Genomic DNA, 23022 nt, shown 5'->3' on the forward strand with positions numbered 1-23022 from the left:
GGACAGACGCGTGCTTCCGGTCGGGCATCTGACCAGAAGGACGCCTGCGGAATCCCATCATCCGATGGGGCCGAGCTGAAGCGCCCTCGGACTTCCATCGGCATGGTGACGCTGTTTGTGCGGGGTCGACGTCGTTCTGGCGAGCGATGCGCGCAACCGGGCCACAGAAGGTGACTGCGCATCATCGCAGTGCAAACTCAACGACGTCCCCGACCCGGACCAAGTGGGACCACCGGCATACGCCCCAAGCCCGGAACCACATCGCCGGGCGCGGAGCGTCTGGCAGGCGCCGCCCGGTCGCGGGCGCGGAGCGTCTGCGACGGGAGCGCCTCAGGCGAGGGCGGAGGCGAAGAAGAGAGCGACGGTCAGGGCGCCGGGGTCGAGGACGCCGCGGGCGACGTCGCCGACGTAGGCGGCACGGCCGCGGCGGGCGCGCATGGACTCGGTGGCGAGCGCGCCGGCGCGCGCGGCGTCGGCAGCCAGCGCGATGCCTCCCGCCACGTTCAGGCCATCGGCGACGGCCGCGGCGAGCGCGTCGGCCGCGGGGGCCATGGCGTCGACCATGGTCTTGTCGCCGGGACGGGCCTTGCCGAGGCGTTGGACGGTCGCCGTGCCGGCGTCGACACCCTTCGCCAGCGCGGCCAGCGTCATCACCGGTGCGTCGCTGGCCTGGCCGATGCCGCGGAACCACAGGCCGAACAGCGGGCCACTGGTGCCGCCGGTGTTGAGGAAGCCGTGCGCGACGCCGAGGAACAGCTCGCCGGGGGTCGTCGGCGGCACCTCGTCGAGGCGCCGTTCGACCCGGCGCAGCGCCCGGCGGATGTTCGCGCCGAAGTCCCCGTCGCCGGCCCGGCGGTCCAGTTCGCCGAGCTCGGTGGCCTCCGCCTCCAACCGTCGCTGGAAGGACGCGATCCACGCGTATGCCCCATCGAGGTCGAGCCCCAAACCTCCCAGGTTACTGACCTGCCGGCAGACCTCCCGGGCAGGGACCCTGTCGCCGATCTGGTGGGATCCCTGGTCGGCCGGGTGGCCCAGCCCTCGCTCTGCCTCCTCCCGCCAGGCCTGGTCGGGCCCGGCGGGTTCCGCGTGGACGCGTTCGGGCGCGTCGTCCGCCGGCCGGGCACCGTCCTGGCCGGGGACCCACTCGCCCGCGCCCTCACCGATCGCCGTACCGGCCATGTCGACCTGCCTCACCTGAGTCGAGGACCCGCCGGCCCGGCGGGTTTCAGTCGCGCCATGCGGGCTACCAGCTCAGCGCGATCGTGCGGACGGGAGCGTCCCAGAGGGCGAGCAGCTCGTCGTCGGCCCTGGTCAGGGTCACCGAGCAGCCGGCCATGTCCAGCGACGTCACATACGGGCCGACCAGCGCCCGCTCGACCGTGACGCCGGCGGCGTCGAGGATCTTCGCCACCCGGCGGTGGATGACGGCGAGCTCCAGCCCGGTCGTCGCGCCCAGGCCGTTGGTGATCGCGATGACCCGGTCACCCCGGCCGATCGCCAGGTCGGCGACCAGCGGGCGGACCAGCTGGTCGGCGAGGTCGTCGGCGGGCGCGAACGCGCGCCGGCCGACGCCGCGCTCTCCGTGGATGCCGACGCCGAACTCCACCTCGTCGGCGGGCAGGCCGAACGACGGCCGGTTGGAGCCGGGATGCGCGCCGGCGGCGAGCGCCACGGCCATGGACCGCGACGTGGCCGCGACCCGCCGGCCGATCGCGATGATCCGCTCCAGGTCGGCGCCGGCCGCCGCGGCGGCGCCGACGACCTTCTCGACCACGACGGCGGCGGCCGTGCCGCGCCGGCCGGGACCGTCGCCCGTCATCGACGCGGTCGCCAGGTCGTCGTCGACGAGGATCTGGCTGACGGTGATTCCGTCGTCGGTGGCGAACTCGGCCGCGATCTCGAAGTTCAGCACGTCACCGGTGTAGTTCTTGACGACGTGCACCACTCCCGCGCCGCCGGACACGGCCTGGGTGGCGGCCAGGATCTGGCCGGCGGTGGGGCTCGCGAACACCGCGCCGGGGACCGCGGCGTCGAGCATGCCCTCGCCGACCATGCCGACGTGCAACGGCTCGTGGCCGGAGCCGCCGCCGGAGATGACCGCGACCCGCCCGGGCGGCGCCGGCTCGGCGCGAGCGACGAAGCTGGGATCCCGATTCCAGCGGATCAGCCGTGGGTAGGCGGCCTCCAGCCCCTCCAGCGCCTCCTCGACGACGTCGTCCGGATGGTTGACGAACTGCCGGCGCGGTGTGCTGACGATGATCTGGTCCGGTATCGCGTCCTGAGCGGTCATCGTCGACGACACTCCGTCTCACCTAACTCGGGGTCTCACGCAACTCGGGCAACTCGGGCACTGTCCTGGGTCGACGCCCGCGGCGAGGCACCCGCCGCGACGCGGGAGGGCTCTCCCGGGGTCTACACCCGTGCCCGCCACGGGATCAAGAACCGCCCCGGCCAGTCGTCGGCGCCGCCCGAACCGCCACCGCCACCGCCGTGGGTGCCGCCGCCATGCGCGACGCGTCGGACGCTCACCCAGGTGAAGTTCCCGCCGGTCAGGGCGCTGGCGAACCGTGACGCGGTGGGCGGCCAATCCAGTCCATTACGAGCTCCCCAGACGTTCGGGACAAGTGGAGCGCCATCATCCCGATTGCGCGGTGTGGACGCGTGAGCCCCTGGTTCAGGCCCGCTGCCCGAGCCCGCGCCCGGTCGTCTGGGCGGAGGCGAGTGGCGAACCGGTTACGTCGATGGGTCCACTGGCCTAGCCGACCGATGGAGCGGCGGCGGACGGAGTATGAAGAGATCCGAGGCGATCACACCTGGCCGGCCCTGTCCTCCTTGCCGAGGCGAAACCGGTGGCCCCACGCCGCCCCCGCGCCGCGCGGGTCGTGGCGGAGGCAGGCACGGGTGGTGGCGATAGTGAGGGTAGGGCCGGCCGAGCCGGTGGTAGGTCGGTAGGCGACAGGGGCGGCGGACGCGGCGCCCGTCACGGGACGAGCGGAGACGCGACATGCAGCTGGGGATGATCGGCCTGGGCCGGATGGGCGCCAACCTGGTGCGCCGGCTCACGCGAGGCGGCCACGAGTGCGTCGTCTACGACGTCAACGCGGACGCCGTCGCCGCGCTCGCGGCCGAGGGGGCGACGGGGACAAACTCGCTGGAGGAGTTCGCCGCGGCGCTGACCACCCCGCGCGCGGCCTGGGTGATGGTCCCGGCCGGGCTGACCGGCGACACCGTCTTCAAGCTCGCCGACCTGTTCGAGCCGGGCGACACCATCATCGACGGCGGCAACTCGTACTACCGCGACGACATCGAGCGGGCCAAGGAGCTGGCCCCCAAGGGCATCCACTACGTCGACGTCGGCACCTCGGGTGGCGTCTTCGGCCTGGAGCGCGGCTTCTGCCTGATGATCGGCGGCGAGCCGGACGTGGTGAAGCGGCTGGAGCCGCTGTTCGCCACCATCGCCCCGGGCGTCGACGCGGCACCGCGCACCCCTGGCCGCTCGGGCGCGCCCAGCCAGGCCGAGCAGGGCTACCTGCACTGCGGCCCGGTCGGCGGGGGCCACTTCGTCAAGATGATCCACAACGGCATCGAGTACGGCATGATGGCCGCCTTCGCCGAGGGCCTCGGCGTGCTGAACAAGGCCGGCATCGGCAGGACGTCGGCCGCTGGCCACGACGCGGAGACCACGCCGCTCACGCATCCCGAGTACTACCAGTACGACTTCGACATCCCGGAGGTCACCGAGGTGTGGCGGCGCGGCAGCGTCGTCGCCTCCTGGCTGCTGGACCTCACGGCCGTCGCCCTCACCGAGGACCCGGAGCTGGCCACCTTCGGCGGCCGGGTGTCGGACTCCGGTGAAGGGCGCTGGACGGTGCTCGCCGCCGTCGAGGAGGGCGTCCCGGCGCACGTGCTCACCGCGTCCCTCTTCGAGCGCTTCAGCTCCCGCGGCGAGTCCCTCTACGGCGACAAGATCCTGTCCGCGATGCGCAAGCAGTTCGGCGGCCACCACGAGAAGCCCGCCAGCTAGCCCTACCAGACCTGGCCACGACCACCGGCCACGACCCACCGGCGTCGCCGCCGCTCGCCGCCGGATCGGCCACTGGCGCGCCGCGCCCGGGCTCGGCGGGCCGCGGCGTCACGGCCCTGGTCGGCGGCGGCATGTTGGCCGTCCGCGGCCTCGTCTGATCACGAGGCCCCGAACGGTCGACATCATGGCTGGGAGGTCAGCTGGTCCAAAAGACGGTCGAGGAAGGGGAGCTGGCCGCGGACGAGCTTGACGCCGGCGGTCGGGAGGTCGAACCACGCGACCCGGTCCACCTCGGGGAATGCCTGGATACGGCCGGAGCCGCGGGGCCATTCCAGCTCGAAGGTGTTGCTCACCGCCGTGGCCGGGTCGAAGTCGCCGCGCAGCGCGAAGGCGGTGACGACCTTGCCGCCGGACTGGCGCACGTCACCGAGCCCGATCCACGGGCCGTCGGGCGGCGCCGATCCCAGCTCCTCGGCGAACTCGCGCGCGGCGGCGGTCCGTGGGTCCTCGTCCGGCTCGTACTCGCCCTTCGGGATGGACCAGGCGCCTTCGTCCTTGCGCGCCCAGAACGGCCCGCCCATGTGGGCGATGAGCACCTCGAGCCGGTCCGCCGCGTTCCGGTACAGCAACAGGCCCGCGCTGTGCCGTTTCTGCGCAGGAATCGGATCCCTCCCTGTCCACCGGTGACCGTCCGTACCGCGAGGGTATGACGTCTGGCCGCGTCGCCTCGCCTCGCGGCCAGGGGCTCGCGGCGAGGAGATCAGGAAGCGAGGTGACGCTCAGAGGCCGTAGGTCTCCAACAGGCGGAGCCAGACCTCGCTGACGGTGGGGAACGAGGGGACGGCGTGCCGGAGGGTGTCGAGGGGGACCTTCCCGATTAGGGCGATCGTGGCTGAGTGGAGGAGCTCCTGGACGTCCTGGCCGGTGAAGGTGGCGCCGACGATGACCCGGCGGTCCTCGTCGACGACCAGGTGGGACGTGCCGACGAGGCCGACGCCGCGCACGGACGAGCCGGCGACGCCGCTCGTCGGGACGGAGACGGCCCGGGCCCGCAGGCCGGCCTCGCGTGCCGCCGCCTCGGTCAGACCGACGGCCGCGACCTGCGGGTCGGTGAACGTCACCCTGGGGATGGCGTGGCTGCCGGCGACCTCGACCGGCTCGGCGCCGGAGGCGTCGCGGCGGCCGGCGACGATGTCGGCGACCACGCGGCCCTGGTACTTGCCCATGTGGGTGAGCAGCGCCCGCCCGTTCACGTCGCCGATGGCGAACAGCCAACCCTCGTCCTCGGCTCCCGCGTCCTCGGCGCCTGCGCCGTCACCGGATTCGGCCGCCGTCCTGACGCCGATCGCGCGCAGGTGGCTGTCGACCTCGACGGGGCGGCCGGGCGTCAGGCCGACCGTCTCCAGGCCCAGGTCGTCGGTGGCGGGATGCCGGCCGACGGCGACGAGGATCTCGTCGGCCTCGACCTCGTCGCCATTGTCGAGCGTCACGATGACCGGGCCGCGGTGCTCGTCGTGCGCCGCCTGCTGGCGGCGCACGGCGGTGACCTTCTGACTGGTCCGGACGGTGATCCCCTCGGACTCGAACGCCTCGGCGACCTCCTTGCCGGCGAACGGCTCCTCGTGGGCGAGCAGCCGGGGCTGGCCCTCGACGATCGTCACCTCGACGGCGCCGAGCCGGCGGAACCCCTGCGCCAGCTCGGTGCCGACGGCGCCGCCGCCCAGTACGACCATCCGGCGCGGCACGGTCGTGGCACCGGTCGCGGACCGGTTGTCCCATGGCTCCACCTCGGCCAGGCCCGGAATCGGTGGCCTGACCGCCGTCGTCCCGGTCGCCAGCACCACCGCCCGGCGCGCGGCCAGCCGGCGGGGCTTCCCGTCGGACTCCTCCGGGACCACGGTCTCGGTCGTGTCGACGTCGACGAGCCGCCGGCCGGCGAGCCGGCCGCGGCCCCGGATCACCGTCACCCCGCGGTCGCGCAGCCAGGGGACCTGATCCTTGTCGGAGAAGCCGCCGACGATCTCGTCCCGGCGGGCGAACGCCGCGGCGGCGTCGATCTCTCCCGTCACCGCGCCGGCCGCGCCCGGCACGCGGCGCGCCGCGGCGATCACGTCGCCGGGGCGCAGCAGCGTCTTGCTGGGCATGCAGCCCCAGAAGGAGCACTCACCGCCCACCCGCTCGTGCTCGACGGCCGCGACCGACAGCCCCGCCTCGGCGAGCCGGCCGGCCGTCACCTCCCCGGCCGGCCCAGTCCCGACGACGACGACGTCGAACGTCTCCACGCCACCCGCGTCCGCGTTGCTCATCCGACGCCACCTCGTCTCCGGCCCGACCGTGCTCGACCGACGCTCCACCCGTGTTCGTCCGCCACGCTTCGCATCGACGTCTTCCCGCCGCCGGTCGCTCAAAGCGGCGGCTCACGGTCCGTCAGCTCACCCCGGCCATCTTCCGCTGGTCCCTGCCCCTTGTCGATGAGCTTGCCGTCGGGTGGCACAAGACCGACAAAGTTCATACCCCTGCGACCGCGCGGGTATCCGGCCCATCTGCAGGCCCGTGGACCGTGTCGGGAATGGGTCCCATGGCCTTCTTGTCGGAGGCCGTCAAGGCCGCGTCCGCGGACGGTCAGTCCGCGGGACTGAGGTGGTCCTGCGCTACGGGCACAACCAGTGGCAGGAGCGTATCGCGCAGCGAGGTGGCGCTTCGTTCGATTTTGTGGTGGAGAGCGATTTCTCTGTCCAGCGTCCCGAGTAGATCCTCGACTGCGTCCTGCGTGGCCCTGGAAGGTACCCGAATCGGGAGTTCCCGCAAAGTGGATGTCGTCAGCGTGGGTATCGCCGATCCACCTGAGTGCCGGAGTATCCAGTCCCGCGTCGCAGGATGCCCAATATAATAGAGAAGGTAGTGTGCGCTAAGAACGGGCGTCGGGCGGAGCCGGATACACGAGGTGCCGAATAGCCAGCCTGCCTGGTTGTCGGTTATAAGCGCCTGCCGGCCGAGTTCGCCGGTCCTCGTGCAAACGATGTCGTTGGCGAGTAGGCGATAGCGGCTGAGTTGCTCGGCACCGTCGGCGTCGACGTGGTCAACCCCGTCCAGAACAAGTCGGTTTTCTCCAATGTTTTTCGGCTTGATGACCGGTACCCCACCGCGAGGGCCGGTGCGCCGTAGCGCGGCACCCGACGGTCCCGCGAGCACGTCACAAACATCGCCCAGCCGAGCCTGCTGCCCCGGCTCCCTGGGTGCATGTACCAATTCTTTGACCGCCACCATCGTCCGGTTCGCATGATCACGTATTCTGTTTGACTCCGTGATCTGGTCCAGAATATCCCGGTGGAGCCGCTCCGCCGAGTCGATCGTCGACTTGATGTCGACCTTGTTCGTGGTGCGGGTGGCGTATCTTCCGGGGTTCAGATTATAGTTTTTCTCGCGAATCTCCTGGATCGGGACAAGTCGCGAAGCTGTCGACCCAGAACTGGCCGTACTTCGATCGTGAAAAATTTTACTGACAAGCCGTATGTCGTTCTCGTCCAATTTTTTATGCGTGCGGTCGACCATCTTTCCGATGCCGCTGGCGTCGACGAAAAGAATATCTTCTCCGGTATTTTTCTCCGCTCTCCTGAGAATCCATATCATGATTGGTATGGAGGTGGAGAAGAAAAGTTTTCCTGGCAGTGAGATGAGCGCATCGATGGCACCATCCTCTACGAGGGAAGACCGTATCGCCTTTTCTATACCGTGTTCCGACGAGGCGGCGTTGTTGGCCATGATGATCGCCGCTCGCCCGCCCGGAGCGAGACGCGCCACCGCATGTTGGATCCACGCGAAGTTGGCGTTGCTGGAAGGAGGTGGTCCATAGGGCCAGCCCTCGTCTCCAACCAGATCTTCATAGGCCCAGTTCCGCACGTTGAAGGGGGGATTCGTCGTGATGACATCGAACAGGCGCCGATCGTTGCTCTCCGCCGGTGCTCCAGCCAGGCGAAGCTCGCCGATGGGAAGACCGTGCAGGCGAAGGCGCAGCCTGGAGAGCGTGAGAACATCGAGATTCGAGGCAAAGCCGCACAGTGTCGGATGCACCGCCTCGTTGCCGCCGTCCGTCGATCTGATGTACGCGGCCGCTCCCGTGAGGAATTCACCCAGTCTGCAGAATGGATCGTAGATCTTCTCGTCGCGTGTAGGGTCGGTCAACCGCATGACAAGATCGACCAGGAAGTTCGGTGTCAGGGTGTCGCCCGCCCGCCCTTCCGTGGCGGCAAAGCGGGTGATGATCTCATCGGTGAGCAGGCGCACGAAAGCCGCGTTGCCGCTCATGTCCCCTGGATCGATGCGGTCGACCGCCCCTATGACCTGCTGAAGAGCGCGTGCCTCTCCGGCGTCATGTACGGGGTCGAAGAGGCGCCGACTTTCCGACAGGGCTTGCTCGTCGATCCTGAGGCAGCGCTCGAGCGCTCTATTCAAGTCGCCGTTGACAAGGGCGGACAGCCGGACGTCGGCCCATGCCTCCGGCGCGTAGAAGCGTATCCACAGCATCGTGAGAACCAGTGGGAGAGCGCGGCGGACTCCCAGCCCGCGAAGGTGGTCCAAGGGCCGCCAAAGGGATTGGGACTGGCTTGCGACTGTGTCCACGGGAGTAGGGGTCGGTATCCTACGTTGAAACCGGTCGCCGTACGTCATGCCGTGCTTCTCGTTCGGCCGGAGATCGCCAGCTGCGATCTTCCGTCGATCGAGCCACGCCGAGACCTCGATGCCGGCAAACGTCTCGCGCCCGTTCTCGACAATGGCCGAGGGAAAGTCTGGATGCCGCCTTCGCCAGTTGCTGACGGCTGATAGTTTCACCCCGGCGAGCCGCGCAATGTCGGCCGCTGAGACACGCTTCTCTTCCGTCGGCATCCAGGAACCTAAATGTGAGAGGTTCGCCTCCGGGCGAACGAACGGCAACAATTGAGCTAGAAGCTGGATCGGTGGCTGCCGTTGAGGAGCGTGTGCCTCCGCGCCAGTACGTCAGGCACACGGTCGAGGGCCGCTACGGATTGCGCCGCATTCGGCGAGATATAACCAATTAGACGGTATATCTTCGCATGATCTGCTATCAGGTCGCGGTGATGAATGGGCTCGTGATGCATAATCCTGTTACGGAAGAGCTGCATGGAGAGAAAATTGTCGTGAAGCTGGTCGCGCCTGCCGGAGTATCGGGGGAATGCCCTGTTCAGGACGGGGACCCATAGGTGTCGGTCGTAGCTCCTACTCAGCAAGGACACCCAGAAACCGAAGGTGAGCGCGGCAACGACGTCGTCGGCACGTCTGGGCCGCGAGCGTCGTGCGGCGAGACTGGCTCGGACCTCATTTACCTTCCGCATGCTCGCCTCGGAGAGCGGAGCGACTGTCCACCAGTCTGCCACTCCATAGCGAGCGCGTAGGTGGGTGTTCATGGAGTTACGTAGCGCCAGTTCAAGACAGTGCAGCGGCCCGTAGAAAGCCGCGGACACCTCGACGTTCCACCAGTACAGGCGCATCGCCTGCTCGGCGTCCCCGTTGGTTGTCTGAAGGTAGCGGGCGAAGCGCGGGGCCGAGAGCATGTCGTGGATCCAGAGGGGTGGCGCGGTGTTCATGGCGCTCTCCGAGGCATGCGAGGTCGTGACGCGGCTCTTGGCCGCGTGGTATGGTCGCGCTGTACGCCCCGGGCACGCCTCTGCATCGCATGCCGCCCGGGGCACGGCATTTTTTGGGCCCGGTGGAGCGACTGCTCCCGCCCTGGTGCAGGTACCGGCTTTGACCGGACGAGATCATGCGCTACGGATGAAGGTAGCGCATGTCTGTCCATGTTGGCAAGCGCACTGCAGTGCGCGTAAAGTGTGAACCCGGAACCGCTCGTGGCGTTGGCACGGGACGCTGTCTGGCGGCGACATGGGGTGCATGGCGCCGCCAGACAGCGGGACTCCGCTAGGAGGCCAGATCCGTCATCGTGCTGGGACCAGCGTCGTCGGTGCCGCCGGAGCGGTCGGGGCCTGTCCCGTCGGTGGTCGGGCCGATCGGCGGATGTGCGCGGGAGCCGGCGATGCTGCCGACGACGACGCGGCGGGCCGCGCGCAGGCCGGCCGCGGCGCTGGCCGCGGCCGCGTTGATCGAGACCCCGGCGGCGGGGGTCGCCGGCTCGGGCTCAGGGCCCGCCGGCGCGGGGGTGGGTGCCAGCCCGGGGTGCGCGGTGGCGCGGACGGAGGGGAGACGGCGGGCGTCGGGGGCGGCGAGGCGGGCGGCGTCCGCGGACGGGTCGTCGTCCTCCTGCTGGGAGGCGCGCTCGGCGGCGACGCGGGCCTCGTACAGCTCGACCTCGGCGTGCGTCCGCGTCTCGTCCCAGCCGAGCACCGGGGCGATCAGCTCCGCCACCGGGCGGGCGGCCGCCAGGCCCCGGTCCGCCGCCTCGAAGGAGATCCGCGTGCGCCTGGTCAGCACGTCCTCCAGGCGCAGCGCGCCCTCGTGTGAGGCCGCGTACACCGCCTCGACCGCCAGGTAGGCCTCCGCGCCGGGCAGGGGCGCGGCCAGCCGCGGATCGGCGGTGATCATGCCGACGAGCTCCTCGGCGAGCGTCCCGTACCGGCGCAGCAGGTGCTCGACCCGGGCGACGGGCAGGCCGGCGCGCCCGGCCAGCCGCTCACGCCCGTTCCACACCGCGTGGTAGCCGTCGGCGCCGAGCAGCGGGACCTTCTCCGTGCACGACGGCGGGACTGTATTCGCCAGCCCGGCCACCGCCGCGTCGACCGCGTCGGCGGCCATCACCCGGTAGGTCGTGTACTTCCCTCCGGCGACGGTCGTGAGCCCCGGGGCCGCGGCGACGACGGCGTGCTCGCGGGACAGCTGCGCCGGGTCGTCGGACTCGCCGGTGAGCAGCGGGCGCAGGCCGGCGTAGACGCCGACGATGTCGTCGTGGGTGAGCGGGGTGCGCAGCACCCGGTTGACCTGGTCGAGCAGGTAGTCGATGTCGGCGCGCGTCGCGGACGGGTGGGCGAGGTCCAGCTCCCAGTCGGTGTCGGTGGTGCCGATGATCCAGTAGTTGCCCCAGGGGATGACGAACAGGACGCTGCGCTCGGTGCGCAGGATCAGCCCGGTGGCGCCCAGCAGGCGGCCACGCGGGACGACCAGGTGGACCCCCTTGGACGCGCGCACGGACACCGGCCCCGGCCGGCCCATCAGCGCGTGCAGGTCGTCGGTCCACACGCCGGTCGCACTGATCGTCTGCCGCGCCCTGACGCGGATCTCCCGGGTTCCGGGGGAGCCGGCTGCCTCGCCCGCCTCCAGGTCGCGCACGATCGCGCCGGTCACCCGCGGATCTCCCGGACCGTCTTCGCCGATCGGGGACGAGTCCCGGTCCTCCCGCAGCAGGCCGACGACCTCCGCCGACGTCACGACCGCGGCGCCGAACCGGGCGGCGGTGCGGGCGACGAACATCGTGTGCCGGGCGTCGTCGACCTGGCCGTCCCAGTACTGGATCGCGCCCACCAGCGCGTCCGGGCGCAGCGACGGGAACTCGCGCAGCGCCGCCTTGCGGGTCAGGTGCCGGTGCATCGGCAGGCCGCCGGCACGGGGTCCCTCCCCGGTCGACGAGGCAGACCGTGGAACGCGTGGAGCGCCGGCACCGGGGCCGATCCGGGACAGGCCCTGCCCGAGGGTGTCGTACAGCAGCACCCCGCTGCCGATGTAGGCGCGTTCCCAGCCGTGGTGGGTCAGCGGCAGCAGGAACTGCACCGGGCGGACCAGGTGCGGGGCGAGCGTGTCGAGCAGCAGCGTCCGCTCCCGCAGCGCCTCGCGCACCAGCGCGCCGTTGAGCTGTTCGAGGTAGCGCAGGCCGCCGTGGATCAGCTTGCTGGAGCGGCTCGAGGTGCCCGCCGCCAGGTCGCGGGCCTCGACGAGGGCGACGGACAGGCCGCGGGACGCCGCGTCGAGTGCCGTGCCCGCGCCGGTGACACCGCCGCCGATGACGAGGACGTCGAACGTCTCCTCGGCGAGGCGGCGCAGCGCAGCCGCCCGCCCGGCCGGGCCGAGCCGGCCGGGGCTGCCGGCCACCTCGATGGTCGGGGCGCTCGATATGGGGGCGGGGCCGGCCGAACGGGCCGATCCGGTCATCGGGTCTACCTCCTGGCTCCTGCGACCGGGGAGCGGGCGGGCGGGCGGGTGGGCCGCCCGACACCATCGTGCCGGGTGGCGCCGACAGTCGCCGTCGGGGCCGTCCACTCCGGCCCACTCCGGCCGGGATAGTGCGCCGTTGTCGGGCCGCGACCCGGCAGACTGTCATACGTTTCGGTTGCCTAACTCAACCAAATTTCCCGCGTGCACGTGGCCGCGGGCGAAGGCGTGCTGACCTGCCGGATGGCGCGGCCTCGCACCCTTGGAGCCCGTCCAGGCATTGTTCGGGGGAAGGGCGCCACGACGGCGCCGCCTGGCGCGCTTGGAGCCCGTCGCGGGCAGTAGGGGGCAAGGATGGCCATACCAGGGGAGCAGGCATGACGGAACGGGCCGCCGGGTCCGGGCGCGAGGATCTGGCCGCGGCCATCTACAGCGAACTCGCGCAGCTGGTCCGGCGGGTTCGGGGGGAGGCGAGCGAGCTGCATCCGGGGCTGTCGCTGGCGGCGTACTCGCTGCTGCTGTACCTCTCCGAGGTGGGTGAGGCGCGGGCCGCCGACCTGGTCGCCTTCTTCCGGCTTAACAAGTCGACGGTGAGCCGACAGCTGAGCGAGCTGGTCGCCGCGGGCCTGGTGGACCGCGAGCCCGACCGCGCCGACAGCCGCGTCCAGCTCGTCCGGGTCAGCGTCGTCGGCCAGGCGACGCTCGACGCCGTGGACAAGGTGCTGCGCGCCCGGATGCAGACCCGCCTGGACGGCTGGCCCGACGAGGACCTGGCCGTCTTCGGCCGCCTGCTCGCGCGCTACAACGAGCTACCTGACCCGCAGATGCCCCGTCCGGACGGAGCGGCGGCCCGCAGGGGCGCGGCACGGCCGGCGACGGGCCCGTCAGCTGCCACCTGATCCGCCGTCATGTTACTAACGAGTCAACATTGCTAACGAGTCGACGTTACCGACGAGTCGCGGAGCGAGCACCATGGACCTGACGTTCACCCCGCAGGAGGAGAAGTTCCGCTCGGAGCTGCGCGGTTGGCTCGACGCCAACATCCCGGCCGCCTGGCGGGACCCGAGCTTCTGGCGGAGCGTTTCCGACGACGAGGGCTTCGAGCTGCGCCGTGACTGGGAGCGACGCAAGCACGACGCGGGCTTCGCGGGCATCGCCTGGCCGACGGAGTATGGCGGCCGCGGCGGCACCCCGGGGATGAAGGCGATCTACGACGAGGAGATGGCGCTCGCCCACGCCCCGCAGTCGGCCAACGCGCTCGGCCTGACGTTCCTCGCGCCGACGGTGATGGCGATCGGCACCGACCAGCAGAAGCGCGACATCATCGGCCCGATGCTGCGCAACGAGGTGATCTGGTGCCAGGGCTTCTCCGAGCCGGGTGCCGGCTCCGACCTCGCGGCGCTGCGCACGTCCGGTGTGCTCGACGGCGACGAGTACGTCGTCAACGGCCAGAAGATCTGGACGACCAACGCCATGCACGGCGACAAGCTGTTCACCCTGGTGCGTACCGAGCCGGGACCGGGCCCGGGCCGGCAGGCAGAGGGTGGGATCTCGCCAGTCGGCACAAATAATGATCAATCGGGTGCTCTGGAGGCGGGCACAGCGCGACGCGACCCGGAAGCGCGGCGCAGCCATGGGATGCATCGCGGCATCTCGATGCTGCTCGTCGACATGCGTCAGCCGGGCGTCGAGACCCGCCCGCTGCGCCAGCTCAGCGGCGCGAGCGAGTTCGGCGAGGTGTTCTTCACCGACGCCCGGGTGAAGGCGTCCGAATGCCTCGGCGGCGTCGGCAACGGCTGGAAGACCGCGATGCTGCTGCTGTCGTTCGAGCGCGGCGCGTCCGGCATCTCGCAGTACGCCACGTACCGGCGTGGCTACGACGAGATCGTCGCCGCCGCGCGCCGGCTGGGCCGGGACACCGATCCGACGCTGCGCCGCGAGCTCGCGAGCCGCCTCGTCGAGCTGGAATGCCTGCGCTACCACGCGATGCACGTGCTCACCCAGGTCGAGCAGGGCCGCGATCTCGGCTCCGAGTCGTCGATCACCAAGCTGCAGTGGTCGGAGACCTACCAGAAGCTCTTCGAGACGTTCGACCATCTGCTCGGCCTGGATGGCGTCGTCACCAGCCCGGTCGACGGCCTCGACCTCGCCTCGCTGCAGTTCGAGGCGTTCTGGACCAGGTCGGTGACGATCTGGGGCGGCTCGTCGCAGGTGCAGCGCAACATCGTCGCCGAGCGGGTGCTCGGCCTGCCGCGGTAGGGGGAATCGCCGTGTACTTCGCGTTGACCGACGAACAGCGGGCACTTGCCGAGACCGTCCGCGACTTTCTCGCCGACCGGTTCGACCTGACGGCCGTGCGCGCCGTGTTCGAGGACACCGCGGGCGACGGCCACCCGGCCGAGCTGTGGAAGGCGTTCGCCGAGCAGGGCTGGCTCGCCGTGCTCGTGCCCGAGGAGAACGACGGGATGGGCCTCGGCCTGCTCGACGCGCAGGTGCTCGCCCGCGCGTTCGGCGCCGGCGCCGTGCCCGGGCCGTGGCTGCCGACCGTGCTCGTGGGGGAGGCCGTCCGGCTCGCCGGCTCACCCGCCCAGCGGGCGGCCGTGCTCGGCCCGCTCGCGGCCGGCGAGCTGGTCGCCACCGTGGCGCTGCGCGCCCCCGGCGGCTCGTTCGACCAGTCCGGGGTGGGCGTGACGGCTGACATCGATCCGGGAGGTACCCGGCTGACCGGGACGGCGTCTCCGGTCGAGTACGCGGGGGTCGCCCGGACGGCGGTCGTCGCCGCGAAGGAGCCGGATGGCGGGATCGGCCTCTACCTCGTCGACCCGACGTCCGCGTCCGTCACCGTCACGGCGCTCGACACCTATGACGGCACCACCCGCCTCGGCGCGCTCACCCTCGACGGCGCCGCCGGCGAGCGGCTGCCAGAGTCGAACGCGGCCGTCCTCGCCGAGCTGAGCCGACGCGGTGCCGTCCTCGCGGCCGCCGACCTGGTCGGCACCGCCCGGGCCGCGCTGACCAGGACCATCGAGTACGACAAGACCCGAGTCCAGTTCGGCAAGGCGGTCGGCAGCTTCCAGTTCATCAAGCACACGCTCGCCGACCTGCATGTCGGCGTCCTCATGGCCGAGCACGCCGCGCTCTACGCGGCGCACGCCGTCGACGCCGCGCTACCGGACGCCGCGCTCGCCGTCGCGGTCGCCAAGGCCAAGGCCAACGACGCGGCCGAGCGGGCGACCGGGGCCATGATCCAGTATCACGGTGGGATCGGCTACACCTGGGAGCACGAGGCGCACTTCTTCTACAAGCGGGCCAAGCGGCTCGTGGGCACGTTCGGCGACGCCGGCGAGCACCTGGACCGGATCGCGGCGCTGAGCATCGACGCCTGAAACGCGTCGCCTGCTTCGTGCCTTACCTAGCCGATCGGTGGGAGGGCGCGATCGGTGGGGAAGGTGCCGCCGGTCGGGGAGGACAGTGGACGAGGCGGTTCCAGACCAGGCGTGGCGGGGCGCTGGTGTCACTGCCGCCGTATGTGTGCCGCCAGGTGCCGAGAATGTTGGTGAAGGCGGGGCGCACGGCCAGCACCAGCGGCGTGCCAAGCGGGACGCTGATCTCTCCCTTCGCCGTCGGCATGCCAGCGACCCAGCGCAGGTAGAGCTCGGTGACATCCGCACTGACCTCTCGGGGCCCGGCGGGCGGCGCCTGTCTCGTGGCATCGCCGCCGGCGGGCCGATCGGCCGCCGCCAGGTCGTCGGCGGGCTGGTCGGGCGCAGCCAGGTCGCCGGCCGGTTGCGTCCCGTCGTAGCGGGTCCAGTCGAGGCTGCCACGCGGGCGGTTCGCGACCAGGTCGAGCGTGGGGACCCTGGCCGGAACCTTCCCGGCGGCGAGCCCGGTGAGCGCCGACGGGTAGGCGGCCAGCGGGTAGGGCCCCTCGTTGTCCAGGTCGCCCTCGGTCCCGAGCAGCGTGAGCCGCAGCTCCACCCGGCTCACGCAGGCCGCCGGCGCCGGCAGCAGCGGGAAGACGATCTCCGCGGTGGACATGTGGTCGTCACCGCGGCGGGGTAGGTGCCGGTACTGCCGACCGACGGCTAGCTCGCGCGGCGAGGCCTCCACCCGGCTCCGGTAGCCACGGCCGGGCGCGTAGGAGGTCAGCAGGTAGGTCCGCGTGGCGGTGATCGGGATACCCGCCACCTCGTTCACCGGTTGGCGGGGCTCACTCGTCGTCGCGATCGGGGCGGTGGTGGTGGCCGGCGTGAGCGGGCGCAGCGCCGCCGGCCCGCCGCCGATGCCCAGCACCACCGAGCCGAGGGCGATGAGGATGACCGTGCCGCCGGCTATCGTCAGGAAGATCCGGCCGCCTCGACCGGGCGTGCGAAGGGTCACCCCGAGCCGCTCGCGCAGCAGGTGCTCGACCCGGCCGCCCAGCGGTTCCAACGTCGCCCTGGCCGAGCTGGACGCCGTCGCCGCCGCGCGCCGCGCCGCCGTGGCGCCGCCGCGCGCACGGGGCGGCCGACGCGGGTCCGACGCGCTGCCGGCGTCGGGAACGGTGTCCGCGGGCGGCCCGCCCCTCACCCGCGAGGACTCGTCGCGTCTCGGCATCGGCAGGGCGATGGTGATGGTCGGCGCCTCGGCATTGGCGTCGGCGTCGGCGTCGGCGAGAGTCCGGTCGCGCGGTGGCGACGGTACGGGCGCGTCGGTGCCGGTAGCCGCGTCGGTGCCGGCAGTCGCACTGGCGACGTGCCTCGTGGTGGTCGGGCGGTTCATCGTGACCGGTACCGTCGGCGAGCCGGGCGGGGGCGGCCGCTCGCCGCGTGCGGCTGGGATCACCGAGAGGTTGTCCATGCGTGAGCTCCGGCCACCGGCTGTCTGTCGGGTCGGCCGGGATGTCCGTTCGGCACCGGCCCCTCTTCGCGGTGACCTTGTCACCGTGAGCCACGGTCGACCGGCGGGACGCGCCACCGCGGATGTGGCCCGGTAGTGCGCCTTCCGTACCGATAGCCGTTTGTTGGTCGTCCGTACGGCTCGGTGTCGCGTCGGGGACGGCGCCGCACTGCGCCTGGATCGTCGCTGGTACGGTTCCGCCCAGTCCGGGAACACTTGGAGCCCCTATGACGACCCCAGCGCCTGGCCAGATGCCGGACCCGTTCGCGAAGCCCGGGCCCGATCAGCCGCCGCCTGGCGCGGGTTACCCGCAGCCCGGCCAGGGATACCCGCCTGCCCCCGGTTACGGGGATCCGAACGCGGCATATCCGCCCGCCCCGGGCTATGGGGATCCGAACGCGGCATATCCGCCCGCCCCGGGCTATGGGGACCCGAACGCGGGGTACCCGCCCACCGGGGGCTACCCGCCCGGCGCCGACCCCAATGCCGGGTATGCGCAGCCGGGGGGCTATCCGCCAGGCCCCGGATTCGCGCCAGCCCCGGGCTATCCGCCGGCTCCTGGCTACGGGCCCGGCTACCCGTACGGAGCCGACCCGTCCGCGCCGTTCGGCCGGCACCAGATCACCGGTGAGCCGCTCTCGGACAAGGACAAGCTGACGGCCGGTCTGCTGCAGCTTCTTCTCGGCGGAGTGGGTGCCGGCCGCTGGTACATGGGCGACTATGGGATCGCGGTCGCCCAGCTGCTCACCTGTGGCGGCCTCGGTATCTGGTCGCTCATCGACGGCGTGATGATGCTGACCGGCAACGTCCGCGACAAGTTCGGCCGCCCGCTGCGCGGCTAGGGCCGTCCCCGGCGACGTTCGCCCGCCCTCGGCCCGGGGGATCGCCGGGGCTGTATCCGGATCCGGACTCCGAACCCTCGCCGGTTCGGATCCGGACACAGAACCGCTGGTCTAGCCCGCGGCGCGGCGATGCCACCGGCCGAATCTTGGTGGAAGCGGCACCAAGCCGCTTCCGCGAGTCCTCGTTGGCCAGGCGCCGCGTCGATACGCATACCCGGCCAGCGATCTCCGACGGATCCGGGAGCGGCGGGCCGCGCGCCGAACGTGTCAGATGCCTGCGCGGGCCGTGCGGGTGTGACGGGTGGCCGTTCGCCCGTTGGTGACCGACGGCCGGGCGGTCTCGCGCCTCACCGCTCCGGATCACTTGCGCTTGCCGCCGCATGCGGTGATTCTTGTGACCCACGGCACAGCTACTCGGGTGTCGTACTAGTCACTGGTGGTGTCGTGAATGCGTTTCGTGCCGACCTGGGTCGGCTGCTTTCGCACTGATCGGTCTCGCGCGGGCGACAACGGCAACGCGCGGTGCCCGGCTGCTCACTCGCGACAGTCCCCTGGCGGTCTCGGCGCGCGGTCTCCATCAGCTTGCCGATCTTCGCTGGCGGGGTCGCGACGGGTGCGACCACCCGTTTCACGCCCGGCTCCGTTCCGTTGTCGGCGCGGGTTGGGCAGGCCGGACGTTCGGCCTGCCCTGGCTCGGCCGGCGCGAGTCGGGCGGCCGGTTGCCCGGCCTGGCCGGCGCTGTGCGTGTTTGCCCGAGTCGCTTGTGTTGTCGGCCTGATACCGCAATCCTGGTGACCTGCGACACGTTTCATTGTGCAACTGTCTCTCGTTGATCTTTGGATTGACGGGTCCTGGGTGCCGCGGAGGTCCTGCGTGGTTGCTGGAAGCCAGCCGGAGTTGTTAGTCGTCGATTCACTCGAGGTTGTCTATGCGGGCGTGGTCCGGGCGCTGCGCGGCGTGACGATGTCGGTCGGCACAGGGCAGGTCGTCGCGGTGCTGGGAAGCAACGGCGCCGGCAAGTCGACGCTGCTGCGTACCGTGTCCGGCACCCTGGGGATGCACGGCGGGAAGGTCACCGCCGGCGCGCTCCGGTTCGACGGTCAGGACCTCGCCGGCCGGGGCGCCGCGGACATCGTCCGGCTAGGCCTGGTGCACGTGCCCGAGGGACGCCGGATCTTCGGCCGGCTGACCGTCGAGGAGAACCTGCGGGCGGGCGGGATGTCGGTGCGCGGGCGGGCGGCCCGCACCCAGGCCCGCGACCGGGTCTACGAGCTCTTCCCGCTGCTGGCCGAACGGCGCGACTCCCGGGCCGTGCTGCTGTCCGGCGGCGAGCAGCAGATGCTCGCGATCGGGCGCGGCCTGATGTCGGCGCCCCGGATGCTGCTGCTCGACGAGCCGTCGCTGGGGCTCGCCCCCCAGATCATCGGCAAGATCGGCGCGGCGATCAGGGAGATCAACGCCCAGGGCGTCTCGGTCGTCCTCGTCGAGCAGAACGCCGCCATGGCGCTGGCGCTCTCCGAGGTGGCCTACGTCCTGGAGCTCGGGCGTACATCGCTGTCGGGGCCGTCGGCCGAGCTCGCAGCCTCCGACGAGGTCGCGCGGCGCTACCTGGCGGTGGCGGGTGAGGCCGCTCCGGGCGCCGCACCTCCCGCCCCCGGTGATCCCGCGAGCCCCGCATCTCCGGATCCCGAACCCCCGCGGCCGGCGAGCCCGGCGCGGACGCTGTCCCGGTGGCAGCCGTCGCCGGCCCGGCGGCTCCTGCCCCGGCCCCGGGGCCGGGTCGGTGCCGCAGCTGACCAGGGCGGCGTGCCCGCGGGGGAGCCGAAGTGAGCGCAGGAGCAATCGAGCGGAGTGGTCGTCCGAGGGACGAGGACGGCCGCGGAGCGAGTGCGGCGACGGAGCGAACCCGAGGCACAGTGAGCGACGTCGTGGCCACGGAGGTGACCGACTCGCTGGCGGTGGCCGAACCGCTGGCGGTCGAGGGTGTGACGGTTCGCTTCGGGGCGCTCGCCGCGCTCGCCGACGTGTCACTGCGGGCCGAGCCAGGGACCATCCACGCGGTGATCGGGCCGAACGGCGCCGGCAAGTCGACGCTGTTCAACGTCATCTCCGGGGTGTACCGGGCGACGTCCGGCCGGGTGCTGCTCGGGGGCACGGTGCTGACCGGACAGCGGCCGCACCGGGTCACGGCACTCGGGGTCGGCCGCGCGTTCCAGAACCTCGCCGGCTCACCGTACGAGTCGGTGCTCGACAACATCATGATCGGCCGGCATCACCTGATGCGCACGGGCTTTCTCAGCGCGGGCCTGCGGATCCCCTCGGCGCGCCACGAGGAGCGGCTGCACCGGGCCAGGGCGCGCGAGATCGCCGAGTTCCTCGACCTCGGAGAGCGCCTGCACGTGCCGATCGGAATCCTTCCGTACGGCGACCGCAAGCGGGTCGAGGTGGCGCGGGCGCTGGCGACGGAGCCGCGGGTGCTGCTGCTGGACGAGCCGGTCGCCGGCATGAACGCGGTGGAGACCGCCCAGATGACGGCGACGATCCGGGCGATCCGGGCTTCCCTCGGGATCACGGTCCTGCTGGTGGAGCACGACATGACCATGGTCATGTCGCTGGCCGACCAGGTCACGGTGCTCGACTTCGGCCGGGTGGTCGCCGACGGCACCCCGACCGAGGTGAGCCGCGACCCGGCCGTGATCCGCGCCTATCTCGGCACCGGCGACGAGGACGACCCCGCGGCCAGCCCCGCGAGCGCCAGCCCCGCGAGCGCCAGCCCCGAAGGCGCCAGCTCCGCGGGCGACAGAGCCGAGGGCGGCGCCACGGAGGAGAGCGCCGAAAAGGAGAACACCGGCGTGCGCGGTACCGGCACCCAGAGCGCCGGCGCTGGCGCGGAGGCGAAGGACCCGCCCGCGGACGGCGGGGACGTCGGAACCGTCGCGGTCAGCACAGGGAAGGAGCAGCCGTGACGACGTTCGTCTCGCTGTTGGTCAACGGGATCTCGCAGGGCGCGGTGTACGCGCTCATCGCGCTCGGATTTGTGATCATCTTCAAGGCGAGTGAGGTGCTCAACTTCGCGCACGGCTCGATGCTCTTCGTGGGCGCCTATGTGACCGCCCGGCTCGTGCCGTCGATCGGGTTCGCCGCGGCGGTGGCGATCGGCGTCGCCGGGACGGCGCTGCTGGCCGTCGTCCTCGAACGGCTGCTGTTCTCCCGGGTGGGCCGGGGCACGGGGCTGGCCAGCCAGGGGCAGGTCGCCGCCCTGACGATCATGACGCTGGGCCTGGACATCGTGATCGCGACCGACCTGACCCGGCGGATCGGCTCCAGGGTGCTCTCCCTGGACCAGCCCTGGGGGACCGGAGCCTTCTCGGTCGGCGGCGTCGGCCTCTCCTACAACCGGCTGATCGCCATGGGGACGGCGGCCGTCCTGATCCTGGCGTTCCTTGCCGCGTTCCGCTTCACCGGCTGGGGAGTGGCGCTGCGTGCCAGCGCCGAGGACGCGGAGGCGGCCGCGCTGATGGGGATCCGGCACTGGCAGGTCAGCGCCCTGGCCTGGCTGGTCGCCGGCGGGCTCGCGGCCGTGGCCGCCGTCTTCCTGACCGGCAGCCCGACGCCCGGCCTGGATCCGTCGATCCGCACCGTCGCGTTCCTCGCCTTCCCGGCCGCCATCATCGGTGGCCTGGACTCGACCACCGGCGCGCTGGCGGGCGGAGTGCTCGTCGGCGTCGTCCAGTCCCTGATCGCCGGCTATGCCGAACATCTGCAGTTCCTCGGCGGCGACTTCGGCGGGGCCGTGCCCTACGTCCTGATGCTGGCGGTCCTGCTGGCGCGTCCCGCCGGCCTGTTCGGCACGAGGGAGCTGACCCGTGTCTGACGTTCGTGTCTCCCACGGGCCGCGCGCGGCGCTGGCCACCCGGCTCCTCCTGGTGTCGCTGCTGGTGGCCCTGCTGATCCTCGCGGCGCTGCCGTTGTATCTGGAGGAGTTCTGGCTGCGGGTCGGCTTCTCGATCTTCGCGGCGGTGATCGGCGCGATCGGCCTGACGATCCTCGTCGGCACCACGGGCCAGCTCTCGCTCGGGCACGCCTTCTTCCTCGCCGTCGGCGCGATCAGCTACTGCTGGCTGGCGAGCGAGCCGAGCACGCTGGGCAGCCGTCACCTGGGCGGGCTCGGCCTTCCACCGCTTCTCGCGATGGTGCTCGCCGTCCTGATCTCCGGGATAGCAGGCCTGCTGTTCAGCCCGGTCGCCGCGCGGCTGCGCGGGATCTACCTCGGCATCGCCTCGCTGGGGCTGGTGTTCGTCGGCCAGCACGTGCTGAACTCCGCGTCCCCGCTGACCGGCGGCTACAACGGCCGGCGCACCCCGGACTTCTCGTTGTTCGGGTTCGTCTTCGACGATGACAACTCCGGCCTCAAGGTGCTGGGCGTACCGTTCGGGCGCGCGGAGCGGCTGTGGTACCTGGGCCTCGTCCTCGTCGTGCTCGCGGCCTGGTTCGCCTACGGCCTGCTGCGGTCTCGGCCCGGGCGGGCGCTGCGGGCGGTCCGGGACGGCGAGATCGCGGCCGCGGTCACCGGCATCGACGTCACCGGCTACCGGGCCAGGGCGTTCCTCGTGTCCTCGATGTACGCGGGGCTGGCGGGGGTGCTGTACGCCCTGTCGATCGGCAGCGTCGCGCCCGAGTCGTTCACCGTCGAGGTCTCGATCCAGTACCTCGCGATCATCCTGCTTGGCGGTCTTGGCTCGGTCGGCGGCGCCATGGCCGGCGCGGTCTTCGTCATCGGGCTGCCCCTGCTGCTCGAGCAGTACAGCGAAAGCCTGCCGTTCCTGGCAGAGCCCGGCAGCGGCGGCGTCACCTCCGCGGAGGCGGCCAAGTACGCCTACGGCATCGCCGTGATCCTCTTCGTCCTCTTCCAGCCGCGCGGGCTCGCCGGCATCGCCTACGCACTGGTGCGCCGCCGCCGCGCCGCGGCGCTGCGCCGTGGAGACGACGGGCTACCACCTGACGGCGGTGGGACCGCTCCGCCGCGCGGCGAACGCGCCTCGGCGGGCGGCACCGCCGACGTGGACGCGGCCGGCGCCGCCACATCCGTCCCGGTGGGCGCGCCGGCCGACGCGACCTCCGGCGGCTGACGGACCACCGGGTCGGAACCTGCCAGACGCCGTGTGT

General features: G+C 71.7%; 17 protein-coding genes. 9 read left to right on the forward strand and 8 right to left on the reverse strand.

Going from position 1 to position 23022, the window contains the following annotated elements:
* Window positions 1–330: 330 nt before the first annotated feature.
* Together dhaL and BCD48_RS37165 are read right to left on the reverse strand one after the other, a co-directional pair.
* Complete coding sequence (gene dhaL, locus BCD48_RS37160; RefSeq protein WP_116271797.1) at window positions 331–1179, reverse strand: dihydroxyacetone kinase subunit DhaL; 849 nt, start codon at window positions 1177–1179, stop codon at window positions 331–333.
* A gap of 64 nt (window positions 1180–1243) precedes the next feature.
* A complete protein-coding gene (locus BCD48_RS37165; RefSeq protein WP_071053085.1) occupies window positions 1244–2290 on the reverse strand; it encodes a dihydroxyacetone kinase subunit DhaK in 1047 nt (348 codons plus the stop codon).
* A gap of 714 nt (window positions 2291–3004) precedes the next feature.
* Between BCD48_RS37165 and gnd the strand changes: the two genes are divergently transcribed.
* Window positions 3005–4024 carry a phosphogluconate dehydrogenase (NAD(+)-dependent, decarboxylating) gene (gene gnd, locus BCD48_RS37170; RefSeq protein ID WP_071053086.1) on the forward strand — a complete coding sequence of 340 codons (1020 nt, stop codon included), beginning with the start codon at window positions 3005–3007 and terminating at the stop codon, window positions 4022–4024.
* Between the two features lie 182 nt (window positions 4025–4206).
* Here gnd and BCD48_RS37175 read toward each other — a convergent pair whose 3' ends face one another.
* The 5 genes from BCD48_RS37175 to BCD48_RS37195 all read right to left on the reverse strand — a co-directional run bounded on the left by BCD48_RS37175 (window position 4207) and on the right by BCD48_RS37195 (window position 12136).
* Entirely contained in the window at window positions 4207–4686 is a 480-nt protein-coding gene (locus tag BCD48_RS37175) for an NUDIX hydrolase (protein WP_071053087.1), read from the reverse strand.
* A gap of 117 nt (window positions 4687–4803) precedes the next feature.
* A complete protein-coding gene (locus tag BCD48_RS37180) occupies window positions 4804–6330 on the reverse strand; it encodes a dihydrolipoyl dehydrogenase family protein (protein ID WP_071053088.1) in 1527 nt (508 codons plus the stop codon).
* Window positions 6331–6646: 316 nt separating this feature from the next.
* Window positions 6647–8908, reverse strand: a complete 2262-nt coding sequence (locus BCD48_RS37185) for a type I restriction-modification system subunit M/S (protein WP_071053089.1) — start codon at window positions 8906–8908, stop codon at window positions 6647–6649.
* A gap of 56 nt (window positions 8909–8964) precedes the next feature.
* The gene (locus tag BCD48_RS37190) at window positions 8965–9627 is read right to left on the reverse strand and encodes a hypothetical protein (protein ID WP_071053090.1); all 663 of its coding nucleotides are present in this window, start codon (window positions 9625–9627) and stop codon (window positions 8965–8967) included.
* Between the two features lie 331 nt (window positions 9628–9958).
* Window positions 9959–12136, reverse strand: a complete 2178-nt coding sequence (locus BCD48_RS37195) for a glycerol-3-phosphate dehydrogenase/oxidase (protein ID WP_071053091.1) — start codon at window positions 12134–12136, stop codon at window positions 9959–9961.
* A gap of 377 nt (window positions 12137–12513) precedes the next feature.
* Here BCD48_RS37195 and BCD48_RS37200 point away from each other — a divergent pair, with 377 nt between their 5' ends.
* The 3 genes from BCD48_RS37200 to BCD48_RS37210 all read left to right on the forward strand — a co-directional run bounded on the left by BCD48_RS37200 (window position 12514) and on the right by BCD48_RS37210 (window position 15522).
* Window positions 12514–13035: a MarR family winged helix-turn-helix transcriptional regulator gene (locus BCD48_RS37200; RefSeq protein ID WP_071053092.1), complete on the forward strand. Its 522-nt coding sequence runs from the start codon at window positions 12514–12516 to the stop codon at window positions 13033–13035.
* A 73-nt stretch (window positions 13036–13108) separates the two neighbouring features.
* Window positions 13109–14395, forward strand: coding sequence for an acyl-CoA dehydrogenase family protein (locus BCD48_RS37205; protein ID WP_071053093.1), 1287 nt, complete (start codon window positions 13109–13111; stop codon window positions 14393–14395).
* Between the two features lie 11 nt (window positions 14396–14406).
* On the forward strand, window positions 14407–15522 hold the full coding sequence (locus tag BCD48_RS37210; RefSeq protein ID WP_071053094.1) for an acyl-CoA dehydrogenase family protein: 1116 nt from the start codon (window positions 14407–14409) through the stop codon (window positions 15520–15522).
* Between the two features lie 22 nt (window positions 15523–15544).
* On the opposite strand, the gene BCD48_RS37215 is transcribed toward BCD48_RS37210, so the two are convergent.
* Window positions 15545–16975, reverse strand: coding sequence for a hypothetical protein (locus BCD48_RS37215; RefSeq protein WP_071053095.1), 1431 nt, complete (start codon window positions 16973–16975; stop codon window positions 15545–15547).
* Between the two features lie 266 nt (window positions 16976–17241).
* Here BCD48_RS37215 and BCD48_RS37220 point away from each other — a divergent pair, with 266 nt between their 5' ends.
* From BCD48_RS37220 to BCD48_RS37240, 5 genes are all read left to right on the forward strand, one after another.
* The gene (locus tag BCD48_RS37220) at window positions 17242–17856 is read left to right on the forward strand and encodes a TM2 domain-containing protein (RefSeq protein ID WP_071053096.1); all 615 of its coding nucleotides are present in this window, start codon (window positions 17242–17244) and stop codon (window positions 17854–17856) included.
* Between the two features lie 873 nt (window positions 17857–18729).
* Window positions 18730–19686, forward strand: a complete 957-nt coding sequence (locus BCD48_RS37225) for an ABC transporter ATP-binding protein (protein WP_116271798.1) — start codon at window positions 18730–18732, stop codon at window positions 19684–19686.
* Between the two features lie 98 nt (window positions 19687–19784).
* The gene (locus BCD48_RS37230) at window positions 19785–20822 is read left to right on the forward strand and encodes an ABC transporter ATP-binding protein (RefSeq protein WP_241842297.1); all 1038 of its coding nucleotides are present in this window, start codon (window positions 19785–19787) and stop codon (window positions 20820–20822) included.
* The gene (locus tag BCD48_RS37235; RefSeq protein WP_071053098.1) at window positions 20819–21730 is read left to right on the forward strand and encodes a branched-chain amino acid ABC transporter permease; all 912 of its coding nucleotides are present in this window, start codon (window positions 20819–20821) and stop codon (window positions 21728–21730) included. Before BCD48_RS37230 ends, BCD48_RS37235 begins: the two co-directional genes overlap by 4 nt.
* The gene (locus BCD48_RS37240; protein WP_071053099.1) at window positions 21723–22985 is read left to right on the forward strand and encodes a branched-chain amino acid ABC transporter permease; all 1263 of its coding nucleotides are present in this window, start codon (window positions 21723–21725) and stop codon (window positions 22983–22985) included. Before BCD48_RS37235 ends, BCD48_RS37240 begins: the two co-directional genes overlap by 8 nt.
* Window positions 22986–23022 lie beyond the last annotated feature (37 nt).

Source organism: Pseudofrankia coriaricola (genome assembly GCF_001854805.1).
Taxonomy (GTDB): Bacteria; Actinomycetota; Actinomycetes; order Frankiales; family Frankiaceae; genus Pseudofrankia.

Coding starts and splice junctions, on each gene's coding strand:
- dhaL (WP_116271797.1), bottom strand. CDS start 1,179: ATGGCCGGTACGGCGATCGGTGAGGGCGCGGGCGAGTGGGTCCCCGGC.
- BCD48_RS37165 (WP_071053085.1), bottom strand. CDS start 2,290: ATGACCGCTCAGGACGCGATACCGGACCAGATCATCGTCAGCACACCG.
- gnd (WP_071053086.1), top strand. CDS start 3,005: ATGCAGCTGGGGATGATCGGCCTGGGCCGGATGGGCGCCAACCTGGTG.
- BCD48_RS37180 (WP_071053088.1), bottom strand. CDS start 6,330: ATGAGCAACGCGGACGCGGGTGGCGTGGAGACGTTCGACGTCGTCGTC.
- BCD48_RS37185 (WP_071053089.1), bottom strand. CDS start 8,908: ATGCCGACGGAAGAGAAGCGTGTCTCAGCGGCCGACATTGCGCGGCTC.
- BCD48_RS37190 (WP_071053090.1), bottom strand. CDS start 9,627: ATGAACACCGCGCCACCCCTCTGGATCCACGACATGCTCTCGGCCCCG.
- BCD48_RS37195 (WP_071053091.1), bottom strand. CDS start 12,136: ATGACCGGATCGGCCCGTTCGGCCGGCCCCGCCCCCATATCGAGCGCC.
- BCD48_RS37200 (WP_071053092.1), top strand. CDS start 12,514: ATGACGGAACGGGCCGCCGGGTCCGGGCGCGAGGATCTGGCCGCGGCC.
- BCD48_RS37205 (WP_071053093.1), top strand. CDS start 13,109: ATGGACCTGACGTTCACCCCGCAGGAGGAGAAGTTCCGCTCGGAGCTG.
- BCD48_RS37215 (WP_071053095.1), bottom strand. CDS start 16,975: ATGGACAACCTCTCGGTGATCCCAGCCGCACGCGGCGAGCGGCCGCCC.
- BCD48_RS37220 (WP_071053096.1), top strand. CDS start 17,242: ATGACGACCCCAGCGCCTGGCCAGATGCCGGACCCGTTCGCGAAGCCC.